This is a genomic window from Flammeovirga kamogawensis, assembly GCF_018736065.1.
Lineage (GTDB): Bacteria > Bacteroidota > Bacteroidia > Cytophagales > Flammeovirgaceae > Flammeovirga > Flammeovirga kamogawensis.
On sequence record NZ_CP076128.1, the window covers coordinates 2,018,161 to 2,031,910 of the forward strand.

The 13,750-nt window shown below is 33.3% G+C and carries 4 protein-coding genes; 3 read left to right on the forward strand and 1 reads right to left on the reverse strand.

Annotation, left to right across the window (positions count from 1 at the left end; translation table 11 throughout):
* Window positions 1-35 precede the first annotated feature (35 nt).
* On the reverse strand, window positions 36-986 hold the full coding sequence (locus KM029_RS07995) for an isopenicillin N synthase family dioxygenase (protein WP_144072779.1): 951 nt from the start codon (window positions 984-986) through the stop codon (window positions 36-38).
* 272 nt (window positions 987-1,258) lie between these two features.
* Between KM029_RS07995 and KM029_RS08000 the strand changes: the two genes are divergently transcribed.
* From KM029_RS08000 to KM029_RS08010, 3 genes are all read left to right on the forward strand, one after another.
* Window positions 1,259-4,039 (forward strand): ligand-binding sensor domain-containing protein, encoded by a 2,781-nt coding sequence (locus KM029_RS08000; RefSeq protein WP_144072780.1) that lies wholly within the window; start codon window positions 1,259-1,261, stop codon window positions 4,037-4,039.
* Window positions 4,040-4,376: 337 nt separating this feature from the next.
* Complete coding sequence (locus KM029_RS08005; RefSeq protein WP_144072781.1) at window positions 4,377-10,058, forward strand: glycosyl hydrolase; 5,682 nt, start codon at window positions 4,377-4,379, stop codon at window positions 10,056-10,058.
* A gap of 177 nt (window positions 10,059-10,235) precedes the next feature.
* On the forward strand, window positions 10,236-13,544 hold the full coding sequence (locus KM029_RS08010) for a beta-1,3-glucanase family protein (RefSeq protein WP_144072782.1): 3,309 nt from the start codon (window positions 10,236-10,238) through the stop codon (window positions 13,542-13,544).
* The last annotated feature ends 206 nt before the right edge of the window (window positions 13,545-13,750 follow it).

Consider the following 13,750-nt stretch of genomic DNA (forward strand, 5'->3'; position numbering starts at 1 on the left):
ACTCATTTTCATTATTGCTAAATAAAAGCAATTATTTATTTTTTGATTAGCCCTAACTCAATAAGTCTTTCTGTAAGAAATTCTCCAGCAGTTGTATCTTCATACAATTTTGGTTGAGCATCAGTAATACAGTTTTCTAAAGCATTTAATGGCATTTCACTAATCGGATGCATAAAAAATGGAATAGAATATCTTGAAGTACCCCATAACTCTTTTGGAGGATTAACTACTCTATGTATTGTAGATTTTAATCTATTATTAGAGTGTCTAGAAAGCATATCTCCAACATTAATTACTAATTCACCTTCTCCAGCAATAGCATCAATCCATTCTCCATCATGATTTTGAACTTGTAACCCCTTACCTTCTGCACCCATCAACAAAGTAATAAGATTAATGTCTCCATGAGCTGCAGCTCTAACTGCATCTTTTGGTTCAGATTTGATTGGAGGGTAATGAATAGGTCTTAAAATTGAATTACCATTCTTGATAAATTTATCAAAATATTGTTCTTCAAGATCTAGAAAAAGTGCCAAAGCTCTTAATACATAAATACCTGTTTTTTCTAATGCCTGATAAGCTTCTTTACCAACAGCATTAAATTTAGGAAGTTCTTCAACAATTACATTATCTGGATATTGTTCTTCCAATTTAGGATTATCTTCAACATATTGGCCAAAATGCCAAAACTCTTTCAAATCTCCTTTTTTAAAACCTTTTGCGGTCTCTTTACCAAATGAAACGTAACCTCTTTGTCCTCCAATTCCTTCAATTTCGTACTTTGATTTTGTTTCTACTGGAAGCTCGAAAAAATTCTTAATTTCACTGTAAAGCTCATTAGTAAGCATAGAATCAAGGAAATGTCCTTTTAGAGATACAAATCCGATATCTTCATAAGCAGTACCAATTTCTTTTACGAATTTTTGCTTTCGGTTTGGGTCGTCTGATAAAAAATCTGACAAATCTACACTAGGTATATTTTGCATAGTAATTATGGATAATATGTGATAATGGCCGAAATTAAGTAAAAACAATAAAAAGTCATCATTACTTTAAACGTATTGCATTTTGTTAAATATTGTTAGAAATAATTTCATGTTAACACAATAGAATTTTGGTTAATACTTCACCTCATCAATACATTAAATTATTGTACATAGTAAAAGAAGTAAAGAGCTAAACCTATATAAATTGTTATTCTCAGTTACATCCAATATATTATAACCTCAATACATTATCCTAAAGAAACCAACTATCTATGAAAACAACTCTACTATCTATTTTTTTAACTATTTACTGTGGAATAACATTTTGTCAACAACTATCTCAACTACCAAAAATTAGAAATTTTCAGAAGAATGAATACAAAGCACTTCCTCAAAGTTGGGCTATTGTTCAGGACAATAAAGGAATTATTTATTTTGGTAATAACGATGGTTTACTTCAGTTTGATGGTGAAAATTGGACTATCTATCCCCTTCCTAATAAAAGTATTGTTCGTTCTATTCTTTTTAAAAATGATACTATATACGTTGGTGGGCAAGGTGAAATTGGTTACTTCTCTTTAAAAGGAGACAACACGCTTATTTATCACTCGCTATCTAATCAACTACATAAAATTGATTTTGAAGATGTTTGGAATATTGTAGAAGATAAAGATGGAGGTGTGGTTTTTCATTCTCAACAAAATGACTATCAATACAAAGGCAATGTACTCACAAAAATTCCTCATCATGAAGGAGAGTACTTATTTAGGGTTAAGCATTTACTTATTTCATCAGAAGACCACCTATTAAAAGAGTTTAATTTTGATGTTCCTATCCGTAGTATTCAAGTAAACAGTGATGGGCATTTCCTACTATTTTCAAGAGATAAAGGAATTTACCTTTACAACCATAAAGAAATTAAAAAATGGCATAATAAAACATTACAGGTAATCCAAAAAGCGGGTATCTATTCCGTTATTCCATTATCTACATCTGGAAATGTTAAGCATTATGCCATTGGGTCTGTTAAAAATGGAGTCTTTATTATTAATGAAAATGGAAAAATTGTATCACATTATAACAAAGAAAATGGATTAGCAAATAACACTGTACTTGCTATGTATCAAGACAGAGACAACGAACTTTGGTGTGGTTTAGATAATGGTATTTCTAAGATAGATCTATTTTCTCCAGTCAGTTATTACTCTGATAATATTAACTTCAATCCATCCGTTTATAGTGCTCAATTTTATAAATCAAATTATTATATCGGTACAAATCAAGGGGTATTTAAAAGAAGTAAAAAAGGTATTAATCACAGTAAAGTAAAAGGAATTGAAGAGCAAATTTGGAAAATTTTCATTTGGAATGAGCAGCTTTATGTTGCACATAATCATGGTTTATCAATTTTAAAAAATGATATTTTTCAACCTATTTTTACTTTAGAAGGTGTATGGGATGGACAGATTTTACTTTCTAATACTAATTATCTATTAATTGGTACATACAAAGGCTTTAGGCTAGTAGATAAAAAGCATAATGTATCTGATATAATAGAAGGTTTAGATGTTACTGCTAGAATTTTTGTTCAACTAGATAATCATGAAATTTGGATGTCTCATGGGTATAAAGGTGTGTATAAGTGCATTTTATCTCAGGATCAAAAATCTTTTTCTACAGTAGAATTTTACAATAGTTCAAATGGTTTACCATCATCTATTTTTAATAATGTTTTTAAAGTAAAAGATGAACTTTTTGTAGGTGCTCTACATGGAATTTTCACATACAACAATGATAGAAACAAGTTTGAAATAACAAATGATATCAACGGAATTAACTCTACAGATACCACTCATATCAAATACCTAAAGATGGATAACTCTGAAAGGTTATGGATGCTTTCTAATTTAAATTTCACAATTTCTAATAATGAAGATAATCTTGTACTCAATAACTTTATAGGCAATTTTGTAGCTGGTTTTGAATTTGTAAAAGAACAAAGCAAAAACGAGTTTATTATTGGTTTAGAAGAAGGTTATGCCGTGCTATCAATTGATAGTTATAAAAAACCTATATTACCTTTAGAAACACTAATTTCTACTATTCAAGTGGGTGATAAAACTGAGCATTTAAGAACGAGCTCAAAAGAAAGAAGAACCACAAAAATTCCATTTGATAAAAATCAAATCACATTTAATTTTACAAACCCTTATTATAAAAATTTAGACTATAATCAGTACAGGTATTATTTAAAAGGATTTGAAAAAGATTGGTCGGAATGGTCTACAAAAAATGCAAAAACATACTCTTTTTTAAATGAAGGGAAATATAGTTTTTTGGTTCAAAGCAGAAACGTGAATAATGCTCTATCTAATATTACAACTTATAGTTTCGAAATTACACCTCCTTGGTACAGGTCTACTTTTGCTTATATATTATATCTAATTGCTTTTGTTTCTTTTTTCTTATTTACTATCCTTTTCTTAAAACACAGGGCAAAAAGAGAAAAAAGGTATTTAATGCTAAAACAAACCAACGATATGCATGAGTTAGAATATAAGCTCATGAAAGAAGTTACTAGTTCCCAAGAAGAAATTGTAAAGCTAAAAAATGAAAAACTAAAAACAGAAATCAATAGTAAAAACGAAGAACTTGCAGCTGTAACTATGGCTATCATGCAAAAAAACCAAGGTCTACAATCTATAAAAGAGAAATTACAAGATAAATACAACACCTCTAAGGATAGAGATATTAGACAAATAATAAAGAAAATTGATGAAGCAACAGATGTTGAAAATGATTGGGATGAATTTAGTATTCGCTTTGACCAAGTATACGATAATTTCTTTGAGAAATTAAAATCAAAATACCCGGCACTTACCCATAGGGATATTCAAATTTGTGCTTACCTAAAAATGAAGCTGACAAGTAAAGAAATTGCAAATACACTTAACATTACAGTTAGGAGTGTGGAGCAAAGTAGATACCGTTTAAGAAAAAAAATGAACCTATCACATGAAGAGAATTTGCTAGATAAGATTCTTTCAATTTAATAAGCCGTCAACCCTAGTTATCAAACATCGCTAAGTGAATTACTTAAACACTTTAAGTTAGCTTCTACTATAAAAACTAATTCCAAATAATACTTCCATTGAACACTTTAAGTATTTAAGTGTGTAGTAGTGGTTCAACTCCAATAAATAACTTAAACAACACACAAACAGTAATTTATATATTTCCCCATGAAATAGTGTGAGGTAAAATAGAGTTGTATTGTGTGGTAAAGTAGAGGTGTTATTCTTTAAAAGAGTCCTATTTACACCTAATATTGTCATATCAGTTTATGAGGACACTCAAACTACTATCGCTATAAAACTTAACACAGAAAGTATGAAAACTAGATTACTACTATGGAGCTTTATTATAAGCTCTCTATTCTATTTTGACACACACGCACAAATTGTCCCTGTCGGTCAGGGCAGTTACACTACAACATTTCCAGGTCCTGCTGTGCAAGGGCGAAGAGAACAACCTAGAGGTTTAGGGTTTGGTACAAAAGCGACCCCTAAAGTATCTAGCAATTTGGATGGCATTCCAGTACCTACAAATGATTGGTGGTCTACCCTACTTTGGACTACCTACAATAGTTCGTCACATGGATGGGGGTTTTATGCTTATCCTTTATCTTACCGTTCTAAGCCAGATGGCTTGGCTATTGAATACACAATTCCTATTTCGAGTGAACGAAATAACAAACAACCGATGTCTGAGGTTGCTCCGATTATTATAGGCGTTGAAGGACTTGGTACTTCAGAATCTTTGGTAGATAATTTCTCTGATTGGACAGTTACTGCAGCTTGGTTTGAAGGAAATCATAATTTTAAGGCAACAATTGGTATGGCAATGCCTTTTACGTACTTCGAAAAATCTCCGTCTGAAGTAGCTTCTGTTAAACTAAATTTCCCTTCTCCTGTTACAATTCAAGGTAATATTTTAATTATTGAAGAGAACTACAATGGAGCAGATTATGCAGTTTATGGACCTGAGGGTACTACTTGGACTAAAGTTGGTAATTCATATACTTCAAATTTGAATGGTAAAACCTATTGGAGTATTGCACACTTACCAGAAGATATTGATATCCAAACTGCAGTAAATGAGCTAAAACAATATGCTTATGTATTCCCAAAAAACACAACTGTAAATTGGCAATACAATGACGCAACTGCTACCATGACCACAAACTTTAATGTTGAAGTGGATGTAAAAGAGGGTTTAAATAATCAATTTTTATTAGGTCTACTTCCTCATCAATGGGGTAATCTACCAACTGGAGCACCTGCATTGCATTCGTATTCTTATCCTTCTGTAAGAGGAGAAATTAAATCTATGGTAGCAAATAGCTATACAATAGATCATAAATTTCAAGGTATACTTCCAACGTTACCTAATTTAGGAAAATACAGTGATTCTTACTCTCAATCGGAACTTTATAAAATGGTTGACGATGTAAGTGGTGGATCTTTAGCAACATGGACAGACTCTTACAACGATGGTAAAAAGATGAATCGTTTGGCACAATTGGCTCATATTGCTGATCAATTAGGAAACGAAACAGCAAAAGAAAAATTAGTTACTACAGTAAAAGAAAGAATAGAAGATTGGTTATCAGCGGAGAGTGATGAGACTGATTTTATCATGTATTATGATGAAGATTGGAAAGCATTATTGGGTTTCCCTGCCGGTCATGGTCAAGATTATAATTTAAATGATCATCATTTTCATTGGGGTTATTTTATTCACATGGCTGCAATGATTGAACAATACGAGCCAGGTTGGGCAGATCAATGGGGTGAAATGGTCAACCTTTTAGTAAGAGATGCTTCAGCTTATGATCATAACGATGAAATGTTTCCTTATCTAAGAAATTTCAGTCCATATGCAGGGCACTGCTGGGCAAATGGTTCTAGTACTGATCCAAATGGTAATGATCAAGAATCTAGTTCAGAAAGTATGCAATTTCACTCTGCTCTTATTCACTGGGGAGAAGTTACAGGTAATAAAGAAATTCGTGATTTAGGTATCTACCTTTACACTACAGAACTTTCTGCTATCGAAGAATATTGGTGGGATGTAAACGACAGAACTTTCCAACCAGAATTAGGTTACGAAGCTGTTTCTAGAATTTGGGGAGCTGGTTATGATGCCGAAACTTTCTGGACTCTTGATATTGGTCCTATGTGGGGAATCAATTTCTTGCCTATCCATGGAGGATCTTTATATTTGGGTTACAGACCTGAACTGGTACAAACATTATGGGATGACATTACCGCCAACACAGGCATTTTAAATAGAGAGCAAAACCCTAATATTTGGTACGATATCTATTGGATGTATCTTTCTTTTGTTGACCCAGAAAAAGCATTAGGTTATTTTGAAGGATATCAAGATTATTCTATTGAATTTGGTGAATCTAAGGCACATACTTATTATTGGTTACACAATATGGTGGCATTAGGGCAAGTAGATGTTTCCATTACAGCCAATCACCCTATTGCAAGTGTATTTGATAAAAATGGCGACAAAACGTATGTTGCTCATAACTATTCAAACCAAACAATAATGGTTACTTATTCTGATGGAACACTTTTGGAAGTACCAGCAAGATCTACAGCTACAAGCAAAGATGTTCCTTTAGATGTTGCCATCACAAACCCTTTTAATGGTCAAAAATTTCCTACAGACACCAACATTACTTTAAATGCAACTGTAGAAAGAGGTACACCAGATAAAGTAGAGTTCTATGATGGAGAAACATTATTAGGAACAACAACTTCACCTCCTTATTCTATCACTCTTCCAAGTGTTCAAGATTACGTTTACAACTATAATGTAAGAGCATATATTGGAAATGAATACAAACAATCTAAATATGCATCGGTACAAGTAGGATTAGGTATTCCACAAGATCCTTATGCAGCTTCTCCTGCAACTATTCCTGGTACTTTATTTTCTGGTCAGTACGATCAAGGTGGGCAAAATGTAGCTTATTACGATGTTTCTCCATATAATGAAGGAGATGCCAGAACAGACGAATATGTTGATGTTTCTGTCTCTCAATCTGAAGGTCTTTCTGTTGGGTGGATTGATAAAAATGAATGGTTAGAATACACTATTAATGCTACACAAACAGGTATGTATGATGTAGAATTTAAAGTAGCTTCAGGTCTTTCTGAAGGAGGTGGACCATTACACTTAGAGGTTGATGAAGTTCCTTTAGGTACACCTGCTGCAATTAATTATACAGGTGATTGGGGAGCATGGCAAAGTGTAGAAATTAAAGATATTCCTATTACTCAAGGAGAACACATTATACGTTTAGTTGCAGATGGTGGAGGGTTCAATTTAGGTAGGTTTACCTTTACTAGAATAGGAGAAATTACAGATCAAGAAGCTCCTACAACTCCAGAAAACTTAACTGTTACAAATAAAGGAGTAGATTACTTAACTATCGCATGGGATGCTGCTACAGATAATATTGGTATTAGTGGTTATCAATTATCGTTAAATGGAGCTGTTGTTACAACAGTTAATAACTTAAACTATACATTTAATGGCTTAACTGATGCTACTAATTACACTATTTCTGTGGTTGCTATCGACAATACTAACAATACATCTATCGCTTCTACACTAACGGAGACTACACTTCCAATCATCTTAGATGAAGAACCTCCAACTGAGATTTCAAGATTAGCGATAGAAAATGTTGATGTGGCTACTTTGTCACTTTCTTGGAGCCCTGCCACCGATAATATTGGCGTAGTTGGCTATCAAGTATTTTCAAACGGTAATTTATTAGCACAAACTAATGATACCTTAGTTTCACTATTAAACCTATCTCCATCAACAAACTATGTTTTAGAAGTAATCGCATTAGATGCATCAGGAAATACATCTGCAGCCGTTTCTGTTACTGTTACTACTTTAGATGATGTATTGGCTCCAGAATTCACTTCAGCTATTACTTTACAAGAAGCAACGCAAGAAACTTTAACTATCAGTTGGGCTGCAGCTTCTGATAACGTTGGTGTTGCTGGATATGAAATTTACCTTGATGGTGTTTTTCATGGCAGCACAGTTGATTTAAATTATTCATTTAGTGGGTTATTAGCAGAAACTACTTATGCTATAGAAATTTTAGCATCCGATTTCCAAGGTAATGTTTCAACTCCTTTAACGAATACATTCTCTACAAATCCATTGCAAGTTGTTTGTACAGGAGGTTCTGATAATAATGATTACACTTATGAGGTTTCTAATGAAGACAGTAATCCCACAATAACATTTATTCCAAGTAGAACAGGAGTTGGATCTACAACAGTTTTACTTTACTACAAAGTAAACAATGGAGGTTTAGGAGGATATATTGTCTCTGCAAACTCACCATATACCATTAACGCAAATGCAGATGATACTATTGAGTTTTATTACACTTATAGTGTTCCTGAAGGCGGTGAACGTAATACGGCTGCTACACCTCATACAGTAACTATTGGCGAATGTGGTGGTAGTTCTGGAGGAGGGAATGATATCCAAGCTCCTACCTCTCCCTTAAATTTATTGGCAAGTAATATTACAACAAATTCGGCTTCTATTACATGGAGTGCTTCTACTGATAATATTGGTGTTGTTGGGTATGATATTGTTGTAAATGGTAGTATCAGTTCTACTACAGGTACCCAAACTACTCTAAATGAGTTGACTGAAAACACCGTCTACACTGTAAATGTAATTGCTAAAGATATTGCAGGAAATACATCTGTAGCAGCTTCTACAACCTTTACAACATTAGAAAACTCTACAGGTGGAGAAACAGGAAATTGCAGTGGGAATGATGCTAATGGAGATTATACTTATGAATTAAGTAATGTAAATGGTAAAACGGCAATCACTTTTATTCCAAGTAGATCTGGTGTAGCCAATTCAACACTAATTGTATATTATGCAGGTAGTGCTGGTGCTGGACACCCTGGGTATTTCTTTACAACAAATACAGCACATCCTACAACTATAGATGCTGGAGATGATATTCATTTCTATTTTACATACAATGTTCCTGAAGGTGGAGAACGAAATACTGCTGCGACGCCTCATTTAGAAAACATATCAAATTGTAACAACAATGGTGGTGGAAATGAAGGTGATACTGAAGTTCCATCGAGTCCGTCTAATTTAAGTGCTACTGCGGTAACTACATCCTCTTTTACGATCTCATGGAGTGCTTCTTCTGATAACATTGGCGTTGTTGGTTATGACATTTATTTAGATAATGTATTTACATCATCAACTACTTCCACATCTTATAGCTTCTCTCAGTTAGTTGATAATACAACTTATTCTATAAAAATAGTAGCAAAAGATGCAGCAGGAAATACAAATGAAAATGCAATTTCTATAACTACAAATGCAGATAACTCTAACGGAGGAAATTATACTTGTGATGGTGATGCAGGCTTTACAACAGCTAGTACAGTAGATTATTATTACACAGTAGCCTATGAAGGGAATAATGTAATTATAGGTTTTGAACCTCAAAGAAATGGCGTTGGCTCTTCTACAAGATTATTAATTATAAATGGTGCAGGATATCATATGGACAATGATGGTGATGGTACTTATTCTTATACTGTTCAAAATACTTCATCAGTTGATTTCTATTTTGTTTATAACGTACCAGAAGGTGGAGAAAGAAATGGAAGTACGGCTATGCATACTTGTTCATCTAGTGGTAGTCGTTATATCACATTAGAAGATGACTTAAAGGATCTTTCTTTATCAATTTATCCTAACCCAGCTCAGCATCAATTACACTTAGATTTCACAAGTACTGTTGAAGATGAAGACTTCGAAATTAGAATTATCAACTTAGGTAACGGGCAAGTCAAAGAGATGGTAAAAAGTACAAGTTTGTCTAACACTTTTAATGTAAGTGATTATTCATCTGGGATTTATTTGATTGAAATTACATCAGCGCATTATTATTCAACTAAAAAATGGATCAAACAGTAAATAAATAGTAGTTCAAGCTAAAAACTAACTTTTCTCAAAAGGTGTCCTCTTAATTGAGGACACCACTTAAAAACAAAATCACAAAAAAGAATTGACTTAAATAAGTCCTGGGTACATACACCCTTTATTTTAAATATATCTATTGTTCTATCGCTATTAAACACAAAAGCAACTAAAATGAAAAATCTATTTTACAATTTTACAACACTCATTATATTATTTTTGAGTGGTCATAATTATGCACAAGATGCATTTCCAGTGGTCATCGAAAACCCTTCTGAATATAGCAACGACGAACTCTATGTTGCCATTGTTGGAGAAGACCTTTCTGGAGTTCCAGGTGTACATGTTTGGGTTGATATGAAAACAGGTGAACAATACCCAATGAATAAATCATATAACACAATGCCTGGTCCCGTTTATGGAGGAAATAGAAACCCGGATCAAACGGCTTTGTATGCAGATGTATTTACTAAATTAAGTGATATTCAAGATCAAACGGTACTATTAAATCCAATTCAAGGGTGTAGAATATTTATTTCTGTTGGCGAACCACTCTATTTGTTTTTCCATGGTGCAACAGGTGATCCTTCAGGTTACTCATCTCCGAACCATACAGACCCTACAGATCCTAACAAAGGAATTCCTTACGAAATCATAGAGTTAACCTATAACCAATATGGTTTCTTTGGTAATCCTACAAGAGTAGATTCTTACAAAATTCCAATTGGGATGGAGTTATTTGGGCATGATGGTTACCAAAAGAAAGTTGGTGAAGTAGCAACGCACGAGGCCATTGTAGAGAAGTTTTTAGCTACTGCTCCTCAAGAATTCTTAGGCTGTGTGAACCCAAGTACAGGTGAGATTACAGCTCCGTCTAAAACAAAAGAATTTGCCGATGGTACAATTGGAACATTACCAGATGTTGGTCCATATGTAGACTATATGAAACCTTATATTGATCAGATTTGGGAAAAATATGCACAGGAAGATTTAATTTTTGACTCTGGTGATGCTGGAGTTTGGCAAGGTAGAGTTAATGGGGGCGCTTTAGAGTTACATAGTATTTCTACTGCTTTTGAAGGACGATCTGGTATTGTGGTTAGAAAGCCTACCACACAAGAAGTTTTTGAAGGGAAAGGAGTTCTTGATAATGTTGTTCAAGATCACACCACCGATTTATTAGTACAAGCTCAATTATGTGCTGCTATTAACAGGCATGTTGTTGATGTTTCTACTCCAAATGTAGGGTTACAAGATTGGTCTAAAGAGGAAGATTATTACCAAGAATTTCCTTATAACTTTTATGCTGCATTTTGGCACGATAGATCAATTAGTTTAGATGGTTTGTCTTATGGTTTTGCTTACGATGATGTATGGAATTATTCACCATCTGTACATACTCCATCTCCATCACTTTTAAAAATTAGTTTTGGCGGGTATTTAAATGCTACATCAGATACTTTAACTTCTATAGTCATTAATAATGCAATAGATTCTCTAAACCTCAATGAGGTACATGATTATGCTATCGATGCCTTTAACCAAAATAATGAAGCTATGACTATCTATGCTACTTGGTCTTCTACTGGAGGTACAATCGAAAATAATGGAGCCTTTTCTGCTTCAGAAGAAGGTGTATATACAATTACTGCATCAAAAGATGGTGTTCAAAATTCAACAAATGTAGTTGTGTATTACGACAGTACAAATGTTATTATTCCAGATGACGGCATTTGTAGTGGTACACCTGTAAATAATGATTACACTTACAAAATTGAAGAAGCAGGTGCTACTTATACAATCACATTATTACCAAATAGAGAAGGAGTTGCAAGTCAGACAGCCATCTTATTTTATGGTGTAAATACTACTTCTGGATTAAGTGGAAATTTAGTTCAAGCAAATGTGCCCTATGATATCATTGCATCTGAGGGAGATCAATTAAATTTTTACTACACTTACAATGTTCCAGAAGGAGGTGAAAGAAATACAGCAGATGATATCCACAGTGTAACTTTAGGAGCTTGTTCATCTGTAATTATCGACCCTCCTTTTACTTTAGAAACGCCAGTAGCAAATGTTACCTCCATTACGCAAAACACTGCTAATTTAAACTGGACAGATGTAAATGCTGAGACTTATCAAGTGGTTTTAAATGGTAGCATTGTAGCTACAACAACAGCTTTAAGTTATACTTTCAATAACTTGACTTCTTCTACCAATTATGCTGTAGAAGTAATTGCATCGGCAAATGGAGAAAGCAAAAGTGCTTCAGTAAGTTTTTCAACGGTAGAAGATGAAGTTGTTCCTCCGACATCAAATTGTAATGGAGTTGCAGTAAACGGTGACTATGCTTATGAAATATCAAACGATGCTGAAAATCCAACATTAACTTTTATACCTGGTAGAAATGGTGTTGGTAATAACATTATCATTTTATATTACAGTACATCATCATTAGGAAACAAAGGAGGAAATATTATTACACCAAATACACCTTATCAGTTAACTGCAAATATTAACGACCAAGTAGATTTCTATTTTACATATTCAGTTCCTGAAGGTGGTGAAAGAAATAGTGCAGCAACACCACATCAATTTGAAGTTGGCAGCTGTGGTCCCGTAATTCCAGATACGGAAGCTCCAAGTGCAGTAACTAATCTTCAAAGTACAAATGTTACGCATAACTCGTTTACATTAAGTTGGAATCCTTCTACAGATAATAGAGGTGTAGAAGGTTACAATATTGCTATGAATGGTATTACTATTACCACTTCTGCAACGTCATTTACTTTTGAAGACTTAAGTCCGCTCACTAGTTATGCTGTTTCTGTACAAGCAAAAGATGTCTCTGGTCTATTTTCTGTTGCTACAATCCATAATGTAACAACTTTAGTAGAGCCTGAAATTCCAGAAAGCGAGTTTACATGTGAGGGAGATGCTGGCTTTACAACAGCTGGTACTGTAGATTATTTTTATACTGTTGCATACGAAGGAAATAATGTAATTATCGGTTTTGAACCTCAAAGAAATGGCGTTGGCTCTTCTACAAGATTACTAATTGTAAATGGTGCAGGATATCATATGGACAACGATGGTGATGGTACTTATTCTTATACTGTTCAAAATACTTCATCAGTCGATTTCTATTTTGTCTATAACGTACCAGAAGGCGGAGAGAGAAATGGAAGTACGCAAAGACACATTTGTAATTCTTCTAATGCACGTGTACAAACATTAAATTTAGAGAATGAAATTGCTTTAAATGTGTACCCAAACCCTTCAGATCATTTTGTAAATATCAGTATTGATTCTGATAATGAAGTGGCATTACAATTACTAAACACAAATGGGAGTGTTTTAATAAATGACACTTTTAATAGAAAAACTCAATTAGATATTTCTACACTTCCAAAAGGAATGTATTTGATAAATATTCAAAATTCTACTTTCAATAAAACATTGAAATGGATAAAAAAATAGTGTGTGAGTGTGTATACTTTAACGCAAGCTGATTAATTATAAAGCCTGAGGTAATTTACCTTGGGCTTTATATTTTTTAAATTAAAAATTTACTTAAGAATTATTAAATGTCAGCTACGCTTTGTTCAATTGTCTTAACTCAAAATAAGTATCTTTTACATTAAAAAATAAGCCATAAGTACAAGATTACAAACCTACTTAAAAAA

Coding starts and splice junctions, on each gene's coding strand:
- KM029_RS08010 (WP_144072782.1), top strand. CDS start 10,236: ATGAAAAATCTATTTTACAATTTTACAACACTCATTATATTATTTTTG.
- KM029_RS08005 (WP_144072781.1), top strand. CDS start 4,377: ATGAAAACTAGATTACTACTATGGAGCTTTATTATAAGCTCTCTATTC.
- KM029_RS08000 (WP_144072780.1), top strand. CDS start 1,259: ATGAAAACAACTCTACTATCTATTTTTTTAACTATTTACTGTGGAATA.
- KM029_RS07995 (WP_144072779.1), bottom strand. CDS start 986: ATGCAAAATATACCTAGTGTAGATTTGTCAGATTTTTTATCAGACGAC.